The 18,925-nt window shown below is 54.8% G+C and carries 19 protein-coding genes; 3 read left to right on the top strand and 16 right to left on the bottom strand.

Annotated elements, in window-relative coordinates; all coding sequences use genetic code 11:
• Positions 1–127: 127 nt before the first annotated feature.
• The gene (locus B3K78_RS01405) at positions 128–2,815 is read left to right on the top strand and encodes an ATP-binding protein (RefSeq protein ID WP_286694027.1); all 2,688 of its coding nucleotides are present in this window, start codon (positions 128–130) and stop codon (positions 2,813–2,815) included.
• A 13-nt stretch (positions 2,816–2,828) separates the two neighbouring features.
• Here the strand turns inward: B3K78_RS01405 and recO are convergent, their stop codons facing one another.
• The 10 genes from recO to rpoE form a co-directional block, all read right to left on the bottom strand.
• Positions 2,829–3,536 (bottom strand): DNA repair protein RecO, encoded by a 708-nt coding sequence (gene recO, locus B3K78_RS01400; protein ID WP_286694026.1) that lies wholly within the window; start codon positions 3,534–3,536, stop codon positions 2,829–2,831.
• A gap of 3 nt (positions 3,537–3,539) precedes the next feature.
• Positions 3,540–4,451: a GTPase Era gene (gene era, locus B3K78_RS01395; protein WP_204995584.1), complete on the bottom strand. Its 912-nt coding sequence runs from the start codon at positions 4,449–4,451 to the stop codon at positions 3,540–3,542.
• Positions 4,448–5,116, bottom strand: coding sequence for a ribonuclease III (gene rnc, locus B3K78_RS01390; protein ID WP_286694025.1), 669 nt, complete (start codon positions 5,114–5,116; stop codon positions 4,448–4,450). The genes era and rnc overlap by 4 nt, the downstream gene beginning before the upstream one ends.
• 5 nt (positions 5,117–5,121) lie before the next feature.
• Positions 5,122–5,487 (bottom strand): DUF4845 domain-containing protein, encoded by a 366-nt coding sequence (locus B3K78_RS01385; protein ID WP_204995586.1) that lies wholly within the window; start codon positions 5,485–5,487, stop codon positions 5,122–5,124.
• Between the two features lie 19 nt (positions 5,488–5,506).
• On the bottom strand, positions 5,507–6,562 hold the full coding sequence (gene lepB / locus B3K78_RS01380; RefSeq protein ID WP_204995587.1) for a signal peptidase I: 1,056 nt from the start codon (positions 6,560–6,562) through the stop codon (positions 5,507–5,509).
• Positions 6,563–6,577: 15 nt separating this feature from the next.
• Positions 6,578–8,377 carry a translation elongation factor 4 gene (gene lepA / locus B3K78_RS01375; protein WP_286694024.1) on the bottom strand — a complete coding sequence of 600 codons (1,800 nt, stop codon included), beginning with the start codon at positions 8,375–8,377 and terminating at the stop codon, positions 6,578–6,580.
• Between the two features lie 110 nt (positions 8,378–8,487).
• Positions 8,488–8,967 carry a SoxR reducing system RseC family protein gene (locus B3K78_RS01370; protein ID WP_286694023.1) on the bottom strand — a complete coding sequence of 160 codons (480 nt, stop codon included), beginning with the start codon at positions 8,965–8,967 and terminating at the stop codon, positions 8,488–8,490.
• On the bottom strand, positions 8,967–9,860 hold the full coding sequence (locus B3K78_RS01365) for a MucB/RseB family sigma factor regulatory protein (protein ID WP_286694022.1): 894 nt from the start codon (positions 9,858–9,860) through the stop codon (positions 8,967–8,969). The genes B3K78_RS01370 and B3K78_RS01365 overlap by 1 nt, the downstream gene beginning before the upstream one ends.
• Entirely contained in the window at positions 9,861–10,439 is a 579-nt protein-coding gene (locus tag B3K78_RS01360) for a sigma-E factor negative regulatory protein (RefSeq protein ID WP_286694021.1), read from the bottom strand.
• A gap of 2 nt (positions 10,440–10,441) precedes the next feature.
• The gene (gene rpoE, locus B3K78_RS01355) at positions 10,442–11,038 is read right to left on the bottom strand and encodes an RNA polymerase sigma factor RpoE (protein ID WP_027872698.1); all 597 of its coding nucleotides are present in this window, start codon (positions 11,036–11,038) and stop codon (positions 10,442–10,444) included.
• A 193-nt stretch (positions 11,039–11,231) separates the two neighbouring features.
• Here rpoE and nadB point away from each other — a divergent pair, with 193 nt between their 5' ends.
• Positions 11,232–12,827, top strand: a complete 1,596-nt coding sequence (gene nadB, locus B3K78_RS01350; RefSeq protein WP_286694020.1) for an L-aspartate oxidase — start codon at positions 11,232–11,234, stop codon at positions 12,825–12,827.
• A 35-nt stretch (positions 12,828–12,862) separates the two neighbouring features.
• On the opposite strand, the gene B3K78_RS01345 is transcribed toward nadB, so the two are convergent.
• Positions 12,863–13,321, bottom strand: a complete 459-nt coding sequence (locus tag B3K78_RS01345) for a protein YgfX (RefSeq protein WP_286694019.1) — start codon at positions 13,319–13,321, stop codon at positions 12,863–12,865.
• Complete coding sequence (locus B3K78_RS01340; RefSeq protein ID WP_027872700.1) at positions 13,284–13,544, bottom strand: FAD assembly factor SdhE; 261 nt, start codon at positions 13,542–13,544, stop codon at positions 13,284–13,286. The genes B3K78_RS01345 and B3K78_RS01340 overlap by 38 nt, the downstream gene beginning before the upstream one ends.
• A 215-nt stretch (positions 13,545–13,759) precedes the next feature.
• On the opposite strand from B3K78_RS01340, the gene ygfZ reads away from it, so the two are divergent.
• On the top strand, positions 13,760–14,785 hold the full coding sequence (gene ygfZ, locus B3K78_RS01335) for a CAF17-like 4Fe-4S cluster assembly/insertion protein YgfZ (protein WP_286694018.1): 1,026 nt from the start codon (positions 13,760–13,762) through the stop codon (positions 14,783–14,785).
• 4 nt (positions 14,786–14,789) lie between these two features.
• Here ygfZ and ung read toward each other — a convergent pair whose 3' ends face one another.
• From ung to B3K78_RS01315, 4 genes are all read right to left on the bottom strand, one after another.
• Positions 14,790–15,476, bottom strand: a complete 687-nt coding sequence (gene ung / locus B3K78_RS01330; RefSeq protein ID WP_286694017.1) for a uracil-DNA glycosylase — start codon at positions 15,474–15,476, stop codon at positions 14,790–14,792.
• A gap of 96 nt (positions 15,477–15,572) precedes the next feature.
• Positions 15,573–16,382 (bottom strand): SDR family NAD(P)-dependent oxidoreductase, encoded by an 810-nt coding sequence (locus B3K78_RS01325; protein WP_286694016.1) that lies wholly within the window; start codon positions 16,380–16,382, stop codon positions 15,573–15,575.
• A 20-nt stretch (positions 16,383–16,402) separates the two neighbouring features.
• On the bottom strand, positions 16,403–17,953 hold the full coding sequence (locus B3K78_RS01320) for a flavin-containing monooxygenase (protein ID WP_286694015.1): 1,551 nt from the start codon (positions 17,951–17,953) through the stop codon (positions 16,403–16,405).
• The coding region (locus tag B3K78_RS01315; protein WP_286694014.1) for an alpha/beta fold hydrolase at positions 17,950–18,925 on the bottom strand (976 nt) is incomplete at its 5' end. The genes B3K78_RS01320 and B3K78_RS01315, both read right to left, overlap by 4 nt.

The following is an 18,925-nucleotide window of genomic DNA, read 5'->3' as shown; positions in this document are numbered from 1 at the left end:
CAGCGCAGCAGGGGAAATCGTTGCCCCAGCTGCTATAGGCTTCAGTGATAAAGCGGCCACAGGATGGCAACCGCGTAAACTTTTGGCAGTGATAATACCACTGCCCTAGTCATAGGCTCCAGTTCACATGCGCAGGCGATACGGATTTAAACGGCTTATCTTGATCATGGGGCTACTGCCCGTACTTCTCATTTCGGTGGGTTTCAGTGCCTACCTGACTCAACAGCAACTGGCAGACAGCAGAGAGTTGCTTACTCAGCGTGCCAAATCCGCCGCCCAGCAGCTGAGTGTTGTCTCTAGCCATATGATGCAGGACCACCACGAAGATACGCTGGCCTATATTCTACATACGGCGCTTGAGGAGCCCGGTGTACGCGCGGTGAGTATCTACAATAGTGACCTCGAACTCATCTCGCACGCAGGCCCCGGAACGCCACCGCCCAATGTCGAGGGATTGAGCCGGTTTATGCCCTTTAAGGTCATGGATCAAGCCGATGATCTCCAAATTACGTGGGCGATTCATGCACCGCTATCTACAGAGGGCCATCAGACCGATGCAGATGGCCACCTCGGCTGGGTGCAAATGAGCTATGGCTGGCACCAATACGAGCTAATGAAGTACCAGAGCTACCTCGCCGCGGCGATTTTTCTGGGCCTCAGCGTCCTCGTTTGTATCTTGTTTTTTAGTTATATCAATCACAACATCGGCCGCGACTTACAAATTCTGCGGATGGCAACTCACCGCCTCACCAGCGGCCAGAGAGACTTACACATTCATGTTCCCGGTGGCGACGAATTCAGTGAACTAGCCGAGGATCTCAATGAACTGAACGCGGCGCAGGTGAGGGAGCTAAAGGAGCTGCAACTCAACCTCGAACAGTCCAACAGCGACTTACGTGAAACCTTAGAAACGCTTGAAATACAGAATATCGAGCTTGACCTAGCTAGGCGCGAAGCCGTCACTGCAAGCCGAGTTAAATCGGAATTTCTCGCCAATACCAGCCATGAAATTCGCACACCTCTGAACAGTATTCTGGGTTTCAGTAATATTCTTCTCAAGGCGGATATTCGCGGGCGACAGCGCGAAGCGGTAGAGACCATCCGCAACAGCGCCGTTAACCTACTCACCATCATCAACGATATTCTCGACTTCTCCAAGCTTGAGGCTGGGAAGCTGGTGTTCGATAAAGCCCCAGTGCAACTCCGCGAACTTGCTGAAGATACCTTGATCATGCTCGCTCCCGGCGCAGCGGAGAAGCGTCTCGACCTTGCACTGTTTGTCGAGAAAGACACCCCTGAGGCAATCCTCAGCGACTCCCTCCGACTCCGGCAAATGCTGACGAACTTAGTTAGCAATGCGATTAAATTCACCCCAACCGGAACCGTTCGCGTCGATATCTCCTGTAGCGAGCGGGACGACGATTACGCAACACTGACCTTCAAGGTCACTGACAGCGGCATTGGTATGAGCGCAGAGCAGCGCAAGCATATCTTCCGAGACTTTGGCCAAGGCGATGCATCTGTCACTCGTCAATATGGCGGCACCGGGCTGGGACTGGTCATTGTTCAAGGCCTGGTTAAGGAGATGGGCGGCGAAATCGGCGTAGAAAGCGAGCTCGGACACGGCTCTACCTTTTGGTTTAGTCTGCGCTTGGCAATTGATCACAATGCGATGCAAATGCGTGACTTCCAATCCCTACAGGGTAGTACTGTTGCCTTGTATGACAGCAGCCCGCTATACGGCCTCGCCATTTGCGACCTGCTCGAAGGCTGGGGCATGAACGTGCAGCTCTGCCAGGGAATTGATGATATTAATACCCAGGCAGACCACTGCATTCTGAGCTTGGATGCAGAGGAGAGCTGCCAACCGCTACCCACTATTCATCGCGACGGCGCCTGCGTGGTTTTGAGCTACCACAGCGAGGAACACCCACAAGACAATAATGTCTGGCTCAGCAAGCCGGTTTCTCATGTTCGTCTTTTTGACGCGCTGAATACGGGCCTGAGCGATGATAACCAACTCAACAACCGACATTTTCGCAATAGCCAAGTGCTCATCGTTGATGACAACCCGTCTAACCTGCTCATACTCTCCACCTTTCTGGAAGATGCCGGCATCAGCCCCGTCAGCGCTCAAAATGGCGTGGAAGCAGTCAGCCATTGCCAGGAGCAGTGTTTCGACCTGATATTTATCGACATCCAGATGCCGCAGCTGGACGGCATTGCCGCAAGCCGCCAGATACGCCAGCGCGGAAAGAACCAACACACCCCAATTGTGGCGCTGTCGGCCTACCTCGCACCGGAAAACCCCTCACAGCTGCGCGATGCCGGCATCGATAAATACCTGAGCAAACCGGTAAATGAGCAGCAGCTCACCAATATTTTGCAACACTACCTGGCCCCTTCCTGTGACCTGCCGCCAACCGACGCACACGCGCCTGAGGCAGACGCCGACGCCGAGGAGCAACCCAGGCCCGTGGACCTTAAACAGTGCTTATTACTGTCCAAACAGCGCCCTACGCTGGCAAAAAACATGCTCTCAATGCTGCTCGATGAGCTGCCAGGTTTGCGTAGTCAGCTCACACAGGCCTTCGATAGCAAGGAGTGGGATACGCTGACCGAACTCAATCACGGTTTGAAAGGGAATTGTTGCTACACCGGCGTCCCACTTCTCAAGCAAGCCGTCTGTGAATTAGAGGCCGATTTATCTGCCCAGAAGCCACCTCAGCAACCGCTCTTCACCGCAGTGATTACGCGAATAGACGAATTGCTGGCATGGCGCGAAGAACACGAGCTGGATGCCCTATTCGACTAACAGCGCCGGCGATTTAGTCTGAGTACTGCCGGAGAAACAGTTTTCGACTGTTCAGTGGCCGGTCCCCCAACAGGGGCGCAAGGATAAGCCGGTTGAGACGCTTCGCTACTTTAAGCGTGTCGGCGTCCCACTCGGCACGTGCTAACTGCTGCAATAGATGGCCGGAAAACGCTTTCTGGTGAGGGTCCATCGACGCCGATACCTGGCAAAAGCCGTGCTCCGGGTCGTAGATAAAATAGGCCTCGGGGGCGCTTTCAATGGGCGAGAAGTCGACACCGTAGCCCAGCTCGGTAAGTAAAGTTAGCTCAAAGCTGCGCAGTATGGGTTCAACATGGCTCCCTGAGGACAGCTCCAGCAAAGAGCGGCCGTACAACTTGAAAACTTCCGCCTGGGGGTCAAAAGGTTGCAGCAATCTTCCCAATAACTCGTTGATGTAGAAAGCGCAGTACAGCGCGTTGCCGCGCAGTGGAAACGTGCTGTTCAGCTGCGCATCAACTAAGGTCTTTAACTCACTGCGCCCCTGCCAGGAGACCTGAATAAGATTGCCAGGCTGCAAGGCCGCACGCCATTGCTGGCGGCTCTTGCTCGACGATTTAAGCCCCTTGGCTACGACGCTTAGATAGCCATAGTCGCGGCTGAATAGATCGATGATCGCACTGCTATCACGATAGGCGCGAAGATGTAACACGTATGCGGGCTGACCCTCTATACGCGCAGTCATGGTCTACTCGAAATCGTTATAACCGAGGCTTCGCAGGGCGCGCTCATCGTCGGACCAGCCAGATTTCACTTTCACCCACAAGCGCAACATGACCTTGCTGTCGAACGCGCGCTCCATGTCCTTGCGCGCCTCTGTACCAATCTGCCTGAGGCGACTCCCCTTCTCACCGATCAGTATTTTCTTTTGCCCTTGGCGCTCTACCAGTATCAGTGCGCTGATCTCTATCAGGCGCGGTGATACCTTGAATTCCTCAATTTCGACCGTCATCGCATAGGGCACTTCCTCCCCCAGCTGACGCATAATCTTTTCGCGAACAAGCTCCGCCGCAAGAAAACGCTCACTGCGATCCGTTACCTGATCCTCGGGGAAGAGGTGTATCCCCTCTGGAAGATAGCGTTCAATAACGGCCTCAAGATCATCGCGGTTGTGGCCGCGCAATGCCGAGACAGGCACAATTTCAGTGAAACTGTGCTTTTCAGCAAGCTGTTCCAACAATGGCAGTAATTCCGATTTGTCGTTAAGCCGATCGATCTTGTTTACCACCAGCAAGACCGGGCAGTCGACCTGCTTCACCTTCTCCAAAACAAGGTCGTCTTCATCGGTCCAGCGATCGCGATCTACCAGAAAAAGCACCAGATCAACATCTTTCAGAGCCGAGCTGGCAGCCCGATTCATGTAGCGGTTAATCGCCTTTTCGTCGCGCAAATGCAGCCCGGGGGTGTCGACATAGATCGCCTGCGTATCACCCTCAGTTTTAATCCCCAGCAGCTGGTGGCGCGTCGTTTGGGGCTTTCTTGACGTGATACTCAGTTTTTGACCGAGTATATGGTTAAGTAGCGTGGATTTACCCACATTCGGGCGGCCAACAATTGCCACATAACCACAGCGTGTGCCGCTCTCATTCTGGTGTTTCATGCTTGCTTCTCCAGCCGCGCCAGCACTTGCTCTGCTGCAGCTTGCTCTGCCTTGCGTCGACTACTTGCCGTTGCCACAACTTCCCCGTTCAGCAGCGTTACCTTACATGCGACAGTAAAGGCCTGCTGATGAGACTTGCCCTCTGTCGAGCAGAGGCGGTATTGCGGCAAGGGCTGCTTTCTCGCCTGCAAATATTCCTGTAGCCGCGTTTTAGCGTCTTTGTGACTCGCGGTGGGATCAATACTCTCCAGTCGGCCGGCAAACCAACGATGGACACAGGCCTGACACGACGCCATGCCCCCATCGAGATAGATCGCACCGAGAATGGCCTCAACAGCATCCGCAAGGATGGAGCTGCGCCGCTTACCGCCGCTGTTGCGCTCGCCGCTTCCCAACAGAAGGTGCTCTCCGAGATTCAGTTCAGCAGCGACAGCCGCCAGGGCCTTTCCACTCACTAACGAGGCGCGAATTCTACTCAACTCGCCCTCATCCAAATTTGGAAAACGACGGTACAAAAAATCACTAACGATCATATTCAGCAACGAATCACCAAGAAACTCCAGTCGCTCGTTGTGATCAGCACTGAGGCTTCGGTGAGTCAGCGCCTGCGTTAACAAGGCGTCGTCATTAAAAGCGTATCCCAGCACATCGGAAAGTGTCGGCATACCAGTTAGCGTTCAACCTGAAAAAGCGCGTCTTCAAACTTAACGACAGCGTCAATATTGATGAATAGCGGCACGCGTTTCTCGTAGGTGGCATCAATCAGCACACCCTCGTCGTTATTTTTGATCTTAATATCGCGCAAAGATATCGATTCGATCCGGTTTGTAATAAACCTGCGCGACAGTTTTTGACGAATCTGTGCAGGCGTCACTTCGGCACCTTTACTCTCTTCGGCCACGTCACTGATAACACGACTGAGCGACCAGTAATCAACGTATAAGGGGGCGAGACGAATTGCCATCGTTCCCAAAACCATGGCAACACCGACGATGATGACAAAGGATAGTAGGCCAATGCCCTGCTGATTTTTCATTATTATCTCCTGTGCACCGTTAACGTATTTGGCCAACGCGATCAAAGCTGGGTAGCTGAGAGAAGGATTGCCAGTGCATCCAGATTGCAAACGCCTGACCGACGATATTCTTCTCAGGAACCTGTCCCCAAACTCGGCTATCACTGCTATTGTCGCGATTATCACCCATCATAAAGTAATGACCGGGTTTTACCGTTGTTTCAAAATCACCGCGATAAATGCGTTTATCGTGATGAATCAGGTGCTCTACACTACCGAGCTGCTCGCGAACCACCTGGGTAACAGGCTGCAAGGGCGGAACTTCAGCCACCAGGGTATGGGGCACTAACTCGTCATTCACATAGAGCTTTTTATTAACATAACGCAGTTTATCGCCAGGCAAACCCACGACGCGCTTGATAAAGTAGCGGCTGTCACCAGGAGGGAAGAAAACCATAACATCGCCGCGCTCGGGCTCGCCCACTTCTAAAATTTTTGTGCCGACAACCGGCAGGCGCAACCCATAGTTAAACTTATTGACCAGGATGTAATCGCCAACTTCGAGACTGGGAACCATCGACGCGGAGGGAATTTGAAACGGCTCAACGACAAACGAGCGCAATACCAATACCACGAGCAGCACGGGGAAAAATGACCGCGCATTCTCGGCGATCGGCAACATCCCGCCAAATTCCCGCTTTAGGTTCTCCTGCTCCTGCTTAACAAAGTAGGTAATGTAAACGGCGATTTTGCCGGCGTTAACATAGGCCTGACGGCCCTTTTCAAAAACAAAGCGATCAAGGCCAGCAATCACTCCTGCCAGCGCGGTGAGCACCACCAAGGCCAGTGCAAAATCGCCATCTTTAATCAGCACAACACTGGCAACCCAGAGCAGCCACAGTGCCGATACCAACCGATAGCTCCACTCGACCCAAGCGGGCACAACCTGACGGCGCAGGGCCACCGCATCGCTAGCGGTTTTTTTCTCGGCACACCACTGCAATGCGGTTTGCATCTGCCGACGCCCTTTGATTTCCTGAAGTAGCCACACACACAGCGACGTCGCCGCGACGAACAGTAAGATCAAATTAACCATGTGGCCATATACCCCTTATCCATCTACCTTTAAGACGGCAAGAAATGCCGACTGCGGAATCTCTACATTCCCAACTTGCTTCATCCGCTTTTTACCTGCTTTTTGCTTCTCAAGCAGTTTACGCTTTCGCGATACGTCGCCACCATAACACTTGGCAGTTACGTTCTTACGCAGCGCCTTTACCGTCTGGCGCGCAATAACATGCCCACCAATTGCCGCCTGAATTGCCACGTCAAACATCTGTCGTGGAATAAGCTCTTTCATCTTTTCCACTAACAGCCGCCCGCGGGACTGCGCGAAATCGCGATGGACAATCATCGCCAGCGCATCAACACGGTCACCATTTATCAGCACATCGAGCTTGACCAGATTCGCCGCTTCGAAGCGTTCAAAACTGTAGTCAAGCGAGGCAAAGCCACGGCTCACCGACTTCAACCGGTCGAAGAAGTCCAGCACCACTTCGCTCATTGGGATGTCCCATGTCAGCGATACTTGCTGCCCCAAAAACTGCATATCAATCTGAACGCCGCGCTTCTCCGAACACAGGCTCATCACATTGCCGAGGTGTTCCTGCGGGACCAGGATATTCACCCTAGCGATCGGTTCGCGGGTTTCCTCAACTTCGCCGGGGTCGGGCATTACCGAGGGGTTATCAACCATAACCTCTTCGCCGTTTTTCTTGAGCACTTGATAAATTACGGTGGGCGCTGTCGTTATCAGATCAATATCGTATTCACGCTCCAGGCGCTCTTGAATGATCTCCATATGCAGCGTGCCGAGGAAGCCGCAGCGAAAACCAAAACCCAGGGCATCTGATGTTTCAGGCTCGTAAAACAAAGAAGCATCATTCAATGTCAGCTTCCCTAAAGCCTCCCGAAAGTCTTCGTAGTCTTCGGTAGATACCGTGAACATCCCGGCATAAACCTGCGGCTTTACTTTCTGAAAACCGGGCAGCGCGTCCACATCAGGTGTATTGGCATGCGTGAAGGTATCCCCCACTGGCGCGCCGTGAATATCTTTAATGCCGGCGATAAGGAAGCCAACTTCACCGGCTTTGAGCACACCGGTATTGGTTTGCTTGGGCGTGAATATCCCTACGACATCCACGGAATGCGTTTTACCCAGCGACTTACTGATGACCTTATCGCCTTTACGCAGGGTGCCGTTCTTCACTCGCACCAAGGAGACAACCCCTTGGTAGTTGTCGAACCAGGAATCGATGATCAGGGCTTGCAAGGGGGCATCAGGGTCCCCCTCGGGCGCGGGAATGGCGGCAACTAAGTGCTCTAAGGCATCCTCTATGCCCATTCCGGATTTCGCACTGACCGGCACTGCCTCGCTGGCATCCACGCCGATAATTTCTTCGATTTCCTGTTTTACCCGGTCAGGGTCGGCCTGTGGAAGATCCATTTTGTTCAAAATTGGCAGTACTTCGAGCCCCTGCTCTATCGCGGTATAGCAATTTGCCACCGACTGCGCCTCAACACCCTGCGCGGCGTCCACCACCAAGAGCGCGCCTTCACATGCTGCTAACGAGCGCGATACCTCGTAGGAGAAGTCAACGTGTCCCGGAGTGTCGATAAAATTGAGCTGATAGGTATTCCCATCCTTCGCGGTGTAATCGAGCGTCACGCTCTGCGCTTTGATAGTGATACCCCGCTCGCGCTCAATATCCATTGAGTCGAGCACTTGCTCGGCCATTTCACGGTCAGCAAGGCCACCACAATACTGGATAAAACGATCCGCCAGGGTCGATTTTCCGTGGTCGATATGGGCAATAATAGAAAAGTTACGAATTAGGTCGAGACTAGGCACGTTTGGCAGAACCCCGGGACAAAGCCATTGAGGAAAATAAAGGCGCGATTGTATCGCAAAGCCCGCTACCTAAGCTATGTGTATTGTCACAGGAGGCGGCTAAATGCCTATTAATGCTCGAAAAACTGCAGTGGCTCGGCGGACGCTCGGCCATGATGCCCGACTAAACGGGGCTGAAAACGCTCGCTGTTTCGGCTCAATAGTGCGTGGGCCCGTACACCGCCCAGCCCCAGCAAAAATCCCACCAGTGCCGACACTGCAGCAACGCTCTCACTACCCGACAGGCTATTCCCAGCAAGCATACCGAGGATCATACTCAGCAAAGGCAGCAGGTAGACAATAAACGCACCACCCACTAACGCAGCTTCGGGAATGGCAATATCCACATCGCTACCCACGGGGTAGTCACTCGCGGGGAGCCCATTTAGCGCGATACGCAACTGATTGCGGCGACCATCGTGCAAACTGTTCATCAGCCCCTGCCCGCAGCCTTTCTTCGCAGAGCAGCTAGCGCAGCTACTTTGGGACACGGTCTCTACCCACAGAGCCGACGCCTCCACAGCCACAACACGCCCGCGCTCACAAATCATTATTCAGGCCACTCCACGCCGAGTGCTACCTGTCTCGCGGTCAGCATGGGAATCTCACCCACCACTGACACGCGTACGCCACGCGATTTGTGGGTAGTGCTGTAACTTACTGACGCGCCTCGCCGCATATGGCTATCACTCTGCGACGCGGCACCCTGGGTGGACTCAACAAAAACCGTGAATACCGCCAAACCGTCTGTGTAACTGATGCTCGGCGCCTGATCACGAACGGCCAAGGGCGTAAAGCCATCAGGCAACCAGGATACGCGCCAGTTAACCTCTGGGACGCTGCCTTGCTCGCCAACGGGGGGGTGTGCGATGAGCTGTGACTCATCGCGCTCAAGCGCTGCCTCATCAAAACTGAGATCAAGCACAACATACTCAAAGCGCTCAAGAACCTTGCCGCGCTTATTAACGATTTCAGAGCGCAACAACAACCCCGTTTCTTTATCCAGAGCGAGCCGGTATCCAAGGCGGTATACGTCTTTAGGCTGGACCGACAACCCTATTGCCGCGCGACCAGCAACGCTGCCCGATTCTCGGAGGGACAAATGGTAAAGCTTCTGCAATTGCTTCGCTTCTGGCGAGTCACCGGCAAGAAGATGCAATAATTCAGGGCCGGGGTGCACACAGCTAATATCGTGCCCCTGACGAATCACCTCATGCTCGCCGTGACTTAGCGCTTCGAGTGACTCGTACTCGCGACCATCTTTGACAACATGACTGACCTTAAAACTGCTAAGTCGGTCGTCGACTTGGTAAGTCACTACACCCTGATAGTTGAGGGTCCGATGGCTGTCGGTCATTCGCTTCAGCCACGTTTCCGGACCATTCGCCCAACTGGCTTGACTAAACGCCAGCGCAGCGACCGCCAATATCACACGACAACGCACTTATTCTGACTCCTGAGACACCACCCGCGCATACGAAACGAAGCCTTGGCCATTATTCAGCGACGCCCGCTCGGTATGCTTGCGAAGCAATACGTCGAAACGCTTGTCGGCTTCGCTCTTCACTGCTGGGCTCATACTGGGCGTACCCCCTGCTATGGCACTTACAGGAACACCGCCATTGGCAGGTGACATTTGAGCGGGGTAAACACGGCCGCTGCTCACCGACGTCTCCGACGCCGCCAGCATTGAGGTGCCACCGCCGAGCATACGTTCACTGCCGGCGAACACGACGACTGCCGCAACACTGGCAGCGACGGCCATGCCGGTTAGCGCTTGACGCCAGGACGAGCCGCGTTTCACCGCACTTGGCTCATCGTCAATCGCGGCCATCACTCGGCCCGAAATATCGAACCCGGCAAACGGCAGCTCGCCGTCATGCATCACCTGTTGATTGCGGTGGAGCGACGCCCACTCCGCGCGCAAGGCCGCATCTTCTGAGCGCAGAACTCGGCGCAACTCAAGCTCACTGGCTTCACCATCCATCATTGCCGACAGAGATTCTCTGATGCCATCTTTCATATTTACACCTCTTCGCCACTCACTTGGGCTCTTACTCGACTATCCACCGCCTCGCGAGCCCTGAAAATTCGCGACCGCACTGTTCCAACAGGGCAATCCATCACCGCTGCAATATCTTCATAACTGAGACCATCAAATTCACGCAGAGTTAGCGCTGCGCGCAAATCTTCAGGCAAAGTTTTGATCGCGTCCTGAACCACATTTTTTAGCTCTTCGCCATACAAGCGGTTCTCTGGCGTCTCGACTTCTTTTAAAGCAGACGGCCCCTCAAAATATTCGGCATCAGCCACATCCACGTCACTGCCCGGCGGGCGACGGTTGCGAGCGACCAGATAGTTTTTCGCCGTGTTGATCGCAATGCGATACAACCAAGTATAAAAGGCACTGTCCCCACGGAACTTGGGCAAAGCCCGATAGGCTTTAACAAAGGCTTCCTGGGCAACATCCTGCACTTCGTCACTATCTTTGATATAGCGGGATATCAGACCAAATATTTTGTGTTGATACTTAAGTACCAGCAGATCAAAGGCACGCTTATCCCCCTGCTGGACTCGCTCAACGAGCTGCTGGTCTGCCTGTTTAGCTTGGCTCATGTACATTCACCAATGGTCGATCAGCAGCGCTTGCCAAATAGACCAGCGAATTTTGAAGAAGTTCTAACATTACTGTCCTTAAACTACCGCGTGAGAACACCACGCGTGTTGGTCTGCGGCGCAGCTACCAGTATACTTTGCGCCTCTTAAACTCCGACGGCATAGTATCGCCGGACCGCCTCGGGAGCAAACATCCGCAATGAGCCATTTCCATGCCCACGATGTGCTAGTTATCGGCAGCGGCGCTGCTGGCCTATCACTGGCGCTACAGCTTGCCAGCCACGCCAAAGTCGCCGTGCTTTGCAAGAGCGAGCTCAACGAGGGCGCAACCTATTGGGCTCAAGGCGGTATTGCCGCTGTCCTCCATAAAAATGACAGTATCGATGCCCATGTCAGCGACACCCTGAACGCCGGCGCACAACTTTGCCACGAAGACGCCGTACGCTTCACCGTTGAGCATAGCAGCGCCAGTATCGACTGGCTGCTCGCTCAAGGTGTCCAATTCAGCCGTTTCGACAACGACAGCAACGAACTACACCTCACCCGGGAGGGCGGCCATAGCCAACGCAGAATTATTCACGCGGCTGACGCCACGGGCCGCGCGGTGTCGACAACGCTGAGCACCAAAGCCAAAGAGCACCACAATATCGAGATATTTAACCGTCACGTCGCAATAGACCTCGTCGTCCGCGACGGACGCTGTCATGGCGCCTACGTGCTTAACAGAGACAGCGGCCATGTGGAATTGTTCCACGCCCGCGCCAGCGTTTTGGCAACCGGGGGCGCAAACAAGGCCTACCTTTATACCAGCAACCCCGACGGCGCTACCGGCGACGGTATTGCGATGGCGTGGCGCGCGGGCTGTCGGGTCGCGAATATGGAATTCAATCAATTCCACCCCACGTGCCTGTATCACCCCAAGGCGAAGTCCTTCCTTATCACCGAAGCCATACGAGGGGAAGGTGGGAAATTGCTCAACGCCAAAGGCGAGCGCTTTATGCAGCGCTATGATGAGCGCGGAGAACTCGCCCCTCGCGATGTTGTTGCGCGCGCCATCGACCATGAAATGAAGCGGCTCGGCAGCGACTGCGTCTACCTAGACATTAGCCATAAAAGCTCAGAGTTCCTGCTTGAGCACTTTCCCACTATTAAAGCGCGCTGCCTTGAGCTCGGTATCGACATCAGCCGCGAAGCGATCCCGGTCGTTCCCGCCGCTCACTATACCTGCGGTGGCGTGATGGTCGACCAACGCGGCCGCAGCGATGTTGAGGGACTGTACGCCATCGGTGAAACCGCCTTTACCGGACTGCACGGCGCAAATCGCCTGGCGAGTAATTCACTGCTCGAATGCCTTGTTTATGGCGGCGCGGCCGCAGCAGATATCAACAGCCGCCTCGACGACCTCTGCGCACCGCTTATTGCACCACCCTGGGATGAATCAATGGTGACTGACTCTGATGAAGATGTGATCATTTCGCACAACTGGGACGAATTACGGCGCTTTATGTGGGACTACGTCGGCATTGTACGCACCGATAAGCGCCTGCAGCGGGCACTGAACCGCGCCGCCCTATTACAGCAGGAAATCGCTGAATATTATTCCAATTATAAAGTCAGTAATGATTTATTGGAGCTGCGCAATCTCGCCATGGTCGCTGAACTGATTATTCGCAGCGCCATGCAACGGAAAGAGAGCCGAGGCCTCCACTACACGCTGGACTACCCCGCCACGCTGCCCACGGCGCGAGACACTGTATTGGTACCTGACAATTACGGTCATCAGAGCACGAGCTAAACTGCAGCGCTTGGGTAATGACAGACAGTGATACGTTACCAACGGCCATGTAGCAGAGCACGCCGTAAGGCGCGAAAGTCTTCCCGACTTAGTTGATCCGCCAGTATCGGTAGCGACCAACACCGACCATCGGTGCAAAGCTGTAATACCAGTAAATGACGGGAGAAGTACTGGCAGCTGAGATCCAGGCCCACGACTTTGCCCTCAATGTCTGCTCGCCAACCGCCGCCGTCTGCGTGCAACACCAAACCGTTGCCGAAAATAACTGACCGCGTTTTTCGCCAAATCCGCCATACGTAGGCCAGCACGATACATTGAAGAAGCAACACGGCGCTCGCTGCCACGAAGCCGCCCCCCGCCCAACGCTCAACCGACGGAGCGATGGTGGGTGTCAGCACTAGCGCCAACGCGGCGAGCAGGCAAAATACGCAAAAGCCGATACGCGAAGCGCGCAGCTCAAGCCTTAGCGGCGCGGGAGAATGCGTTGATATCATTCACAATACTGGCCAACTCAGGGTCTTCCGGGCTGGTGGTTCCCAGAAACCACTGGAATAACTCAGTATCCTCACTCTCAAGCAGGCGAATGAAACGCTGCTGATCGCGCTCGTCGAGGGACCGGAAGCGCTGCTCAAAAAAAGGCACCATAACTAGGTCTAATTCGAGCATGCCACGCCGGCAGGCCCAGTAAATTCGCTTGATCTCGTTTTCCGAAAGCATTATTTTCCACTGCATAAAGGGAGAGCCACCAACATTGGCGACATTTACTTGTATAGTATACCGTGATCCTGAGCCAGTATTGCAGTCAAAGCTCCCCCGCCACTGGTAATTCACGCCGCGAAGCGGTTAGCGTCTAACCGAAAGGCGTGAAAATCACACCAGAATACTATCCCTCATTCACCACACGGTACCGACGAAACGGTAGCACAGGACCCATGAGCACATTTGAAGCGCTACTTTCCAAGCAATTCCCCCAGAGCCAAATCAAACCGAGCGGCTTCTGGGCCAGCGGCGAGCAACAACACGGCGCAGCCGACTGGGTATCACCGCTCTATCAATACGACTTTTTACACGTAGATGGACCTGACAGCAGCACTTTTTTGCAGGGGCAAACCAGCTGCGACTGGCGCGCGATCACCCCGGCCCAGACCAGCCGCGGCGCTTACTGCAATATCAAAGGTCGCGTGCTGAGCAGCTTTATCGGCGCTCAGCCTTCTGAAACGCTGGCCCTGTTGCGTATGCGTGCCGATATTTGTGAAAACACCCGCAGCCTGCTGAAAAAATATATTGTGTTCTCAAAAGCCGAAATTGGTGATCAGCCCCGAACGCGCTTTGCCATTGGTGTGGCTGGCCCCGGCGCCAGGCAGCGTTTGCGCTCCCTCTTCGGCGCCGCCCCCAGCGCGGCGCTGGAGAGCCTCACCGTAGACCCTGACACGATCATCGTTCAACTGGACGACGACGGCCTGCGCTATGAGTGCTGGCTCACCGACACGCGCGCCGCCGAATTTTGGCCCGCGCTCTGTGACGGCGTCGCCGTTCGCGATAGCGCTGACTGGGAGAGAGATAACATCTTGCAAGGGGTCGGCGAGGTGCACGCTGCAACACAGGACCTCTTCCTGCCCCAACAATTGAACTACCAGTTGGTGGGCGCGGTAAATTTCAAAAAGGGCTGCTACACCGGCCAGGAAGTGGTCGCTCGCATTCAATATCGAGGCAAACTCAAACGCCGCCTCTACGCCGCGAAAGTGGACGCCTTGATAAATGAAAGCGATGCTACGGAGCTGTTTGGCGACGGTGACACGCAGAGTATCGGCAAGCTCGTTTCGCTATATAACGCAGATGACCACAGCATACTGCTGGCGGTACTCGCGGTTGATGCGGTGAACTCGCCTATCTTTACCGCCGACGGCAAGCACCGCGTCACACTGCTACCGCTTCCCTATGAGCTACCGGACCTGTAAATCGTTACGCAGAAGGTAGGCGCCAATCGACAGGTGTCTGCCCTCGCGCCTGTAAATAGGCGTTGGCTTGAGAAAAATGCTTGCAGCCGAAGAAACCTCGGTAGGCCGACAGCGGCGACGGGTGAGGCGCCTTCAGGACGCAGTGCCTGCTCGAATCAATCGCAGCGCCCTTCTTTTGTGCGTGAGAGCCCCACAGTAAAAACACCAAACCGTCGCGATGTTGATTTAGCAAAGACACGATTGCATCGGTGAACCGTTCCCAGCCCTTGCCCTGATGAGCACCCGCCTGTCCTTGCTCGACCGTGAGAACACTGTTGAGCAATAGCACACCCTGCTCAGCCCATGACTGCAGATAACCATGCTGCGCAGGTTCGATCGCTAAATCACTCTGCAGCTCTTGAAAAATATTGACCAGCGACGGCGGCGGCTTTACCCCCGGTTGCACAGAAAAGCACAAGCCGTGGGCTTGGCCAGGGCCGTGATAAGGGTCCTGCCCTAAGATCACTACCTTCACCTGTTTGAAAGGCGTACTGTCTAACGCGGCGAACCATTGAGACGGGCGAGGATAAATCTGCGCCCCCTGCTCGCGACGCTGCTGCAAGAATTGCCGCAGCGTATGCATATACTCCTGCTCGAACTCTCCACGCAATTCCTCAAGCCAGGACGGCTCTAGCTGTATCGTAGCGCTCACCTGCACTCCTCCGCTATTTACAAGCCGGCAAGCATAACAGCAGCGCCCTCGCTCAGGTAGTAAGAAAAAAGGGCTGAGGGCAGCCCAAAGCAAACGTTACGACAAACGTATTAGTGGCGCCAACCAGCGATCGTAATTGGCGGGAAATAAACGTTGAACCCAATCCAGAAAAACGGCGTCGCTGCCAATCAGCAAACGTCGACGGCGGCGGCGCATGGCATGAATAATTTTCGCTGCAGCTCGCTCGGGGCTGGTGCGCGCCACTTTGTCGAAATTTGCCGCTGTGGCGTCCAAATCACTCTCCTTGCCGTGAAGGTCATGAAAATGTCGCCCGTTTCGCGCAATATTCGTTTTAATGCCGCCGGGGTGGACGGTAAGCACCGCAACGCCACTGCCCTTTAAATCCTGACGGAGAGACTCTGAGTAGCCACGTACGGCGAATTTTGCCGCGTTGTAGGCCGACTGCGACGGCACCGCCAGCAGGCCAAACAGGCTGGATATATTGACGATACAGCCGCCCGCGTCCTTTACGTAAGGCAAAAACGCTTCGCAGCCGTTGACGACACCCCAAAAATTGATATTCATCAGCCAGCTAAAGTGCTCTCGGGGCTGCTCTGCGGCATGACAACTCAGCGACACACCCGCATTGTTTATCACCGCATCAATCCGTCCGAAATGTTCTTTCACCTCCGCGGCCCAGAGGGCAACAGCCGTCTGCTCAGCAGCGTCAACGCAACTAAGCAGCAAGTGTTGTTCATCCGCGAGCGGGCGTAAGGCGGCCAAATTTTTTGCTGATATATCCGAGGCTGCGACTGCGCAGCCCTCCCCAAGAAGTTGCTTTACCAACGCTAAACCAATTCCCGACGCCGCACCCGATACGGCAACGACCTGTTTTACCTTAGTCATCAATAAACCTCTTTGAACACTTAGGGAAGCTCTGCACAATCCAGTGCAACGGGTTCGTGAGCGGATAATGCCGGTTTGGCGCTATCCGCTGCGACAACACGATAGTCCGACAAGGCAAAGCGGCGCGTCATCAGGCGGTAGCGCCACGAAAACCCCGGCCATAGCGTCGTGTTGCGGCCATCTTGGGCCAGATACCAACTGTTACAGCCCGACATCCAGGTCGTTCCACGAAACATGTTTTGAATGCGCCTGTTGTACTGATCCTGCACATCCGCTTTGATGTCCAGACCACAATCAGGCCGTTCGCGCAGCGTCTGCAAGTATTGCAGCACATAGCTAATCTGCGACTCGATGTAGAAGATAACGGAGGTATTACCGGGGCCGGTATTAGGGCCCATCAGGTAAAGCAAGTTCGGATAGCCAGACACAGTAATGCCCTTGTACGCCTCGGCCCCCTCAGCCCAATCCTCTTCAAGAGAGCGCCCACCCAAGCCGCGAACAGGCATTGGCGCACCTGCAGAAGGAACCTTGAAACCAGTAGCAAGAATCACCGCATCGACTTCGTGCCGTTCACCATCACTGCTATAAATCGCCGATTCATCCATACGCGCTACCCCGTCGGCGACCACATTTACATTGTTCTGGCAGAGCGCGGGGTAATAATCATCAGACAACAATACGCGCTTGCAGCCCATCGAGTACTGCGGTGTCAGGGCGTTTCTGAGCGCTTCATCTTTAACAACGCTGCGCAGGTATTTGCGCCCGGCCCACTCGCCCAAGCGAGTGAATAGACTGTCCCAGATAAATGCTGGCAAGACGCTTTCCATCTTCACATACTGAAGGCGCCTAACTATCCGCTGCAACAGCGGCCACCGGCGAAAACGTGCGTGTTCATCCGCGGTTAGGCGACGATCGTGTTTGGGTAGCACCCAGGGCGGCGTACGCTGAAATACCGTGAGTGAACCGACTTCTGGCTGAATAGCGGGAATCACCTGAATAGCGCTTGCGCCAGTACCCACCACCGCAACACGCTTGCCGCGTAAGTTAGCATCGCGCTGCCACTGTGCGGTGTGCATCACCACCCCTTTAAAGCGCTCAATACCCTCGATATTGGGGTATTGAGGAATGTTCAGAGCGCCGATGGCAACCACAACAGCACGCGCAAATACGGGGTGCCCGCCTGCCAATTCCAAACGCCACTGAGCGCTGCTTTCACAATAGTCAGCCGCGGTTACCCGCGTGGAGAAGCGAATTTTTGGCCGCAACTGATATTTATCCGCGCAGTGGCGCAGGTAGCGATAAATCTCTTGCTGTGGGCTGAACAAGCGCCCCCACCGAGGGTTGGGCTCAAAGGAAAATGAGTAGAGATGCGATGGCACGTCACAGGCCGCTCCCGGGTAGAGATTGTCGCGCCAAACCCCGCCAACGTCCTCCGCTTGTTCGAAGAGCTGAAAGTTATTGATGCCCTGCTTCTGCAACTGAATAGCCAGGCCTAGCCCACCGAAACCCGCACCGATAATCGCCACGTCCAACACAGTGTCCTGCGCTCGCTGATGGATATTCGCATTCATAGTGATAGTTCCATTTTGCCGACCCAAAAATCACGAAGCACATTAGCCGTCGCCGCGGGTTCCTCCAGCATCGGTAGGTGACCAACGCCCGGCATCACCATCACGTGGTTCTGGGGAATTTGCTGCCGAAAAGCGTCACTGCAACTCACATCAAGTACCCTGTCGCTATCGCCCCACAACACCAGCGTTGGTGCTGATATCCCCTGCAGACAACACCATGTATCGTGCAATGACGTCACGAGAGACTCGAAAAGATACTTATTCACAGGGTGGCGATGACACATTTCTCCGGCCATTGCCCAGGCTAACCCCATCCCCATTAGCCGGTGACGGCGGTGTAGGCAAATCGCCATTACCTTGGCGGTGTCGCTGTGTTGTTTTGGCGCAAGGTAGTTGCGCCCGGCGGCCAAGCCACTTTCCAGCACGCTCATTCTGCTACCGGGGGCACCGGCTGCATTCATTAGGCACAGCGCCGCCACGGATTCTGCATGGCGAGCCGCCAGTTGCGCGGCGATTGCCCCACCCATTGAACTGCCTACCACGTAGGCAGGGCCACCCCCTTGTTTAGCCAGGAATGCCGCCATTCTGTCCGCTTGAGCACTCAGTGCATACTCAGCACCGTAGCGGAATTCGCTGACACCAAAACCCGGTAAATCGGGCACCAATAAGCGAAACGTCTGCGCCAGTCTCGGCAATAAAAATGCCCAGTTTTCGCGACTGGCACCAAAGCCATGCAGTAACAGCATGGTAGGCCCTTCCGCCTGTCCGCCTACCCAGTAATGAACACGGTGACCATCAATGATCGAGACCGCCTGACGCATCTCTGCTCGCAGCGCCATAATTGGCTGCAAATAGCGCCACAGCGAACGCGACTTTGGCTGCCAGGCAGAAAGCACTGCCGCATCGTGCTGAGCAAGCGGGCCAGCCAAAAACTGCTGCTGCATTTGCAGCAGCGCATCCGCCTCATCGGAA

This window comes from Spongiibacter sp. UBA1325 (assembly GCF_002306875.1).
GTDB classification, from domain to species: Bacteria; Pseudomonadota; Gammaproteobacteria; order Pseudomonadales; family Spongiibacteraceae; genus Spongiibacter; species Spongiibacter marinus.
This window is presented reverse-complemented; position numbering and strand designations above follow the sequence as displayed.